The organism is Streptococcus sp. S784/96/1, assembly GCF_902729355.1.
Lineage (GTDB): Bacteria > Bacillota > Bacilli > Lactobacillales > Streptococcaceae > Streptococcus > Streptococcus caledonicus.
Genome location: NZ_CACVCC010000081.1, coordinates 1 through 630, shown reverse-complemented (window position 1 = coordinate 630; position 630 = coordinate 1). Strand labels below are relative to the sequence as shown.

The 630-nt window shown below is 38.9% G+C and carries 1 protein-coding gene; it reads left to right on the top strand.

What is annotated here, in order from left to right:
• Positions 1-630: glycoside hydrolase family 3 N-terminal domain-containing protein (locus GZ996_RS11670; protein ID WP_202922629.1), on the top strand; the 630-nt coding region annotated here is incomplete at both ends.

Here is a 630-nt window from a genome sequence, read left to right as displayed (position 1 = left end):
CTTTCAATGATTTAAACGGTGTACCTTGTACGGTTAATCGTGAGATGTTGACAGACAAATTACGTGAGGAATTTGGATTTGATGGATTTGTGGTTAGTGACGCCAATGCGATTCGTGAATGTGTCGCTCATGGTATCGTTTCAGATGAGGCAGAAGCAGGTGCTAAAGCACTTTATGCAGGTCTTGACATGGATATGGGAACGGAAATTTATTTGAAGACCTTAAAAGACTCTTTAGCGTCTGGAACAATTTCAATTGAAACTGTTGATCAAGCTGTTGAACGTATCCTACGGGTAAAAATGTGGTTGGGTTTATTTGATCATCCTTATGTCGAACTTCCTGAATCAGATGAACTTTCTGAAGACAATAAAGCCCTCGCCTTAGAAGCAGCTGAGAAATCCATTGTCTTATTAAAAAATAAAGACGACCTTCTACCACTTCCAATAGATACTAAGATTAGTATTATTGGAGAATTGGCTAATAAAGCTTCAGAAGTTTCTGGGGCTTGGGCGATTAGTTTTCGAGAAAAAGATGGTATTTCTCTTGTCGAAGGAATCACGAAAGAATTTCCTAATAGCCGCTATTTTGAAGTTGGAGGTCTTGAGACACCAATTAATGAAGCCATACTCC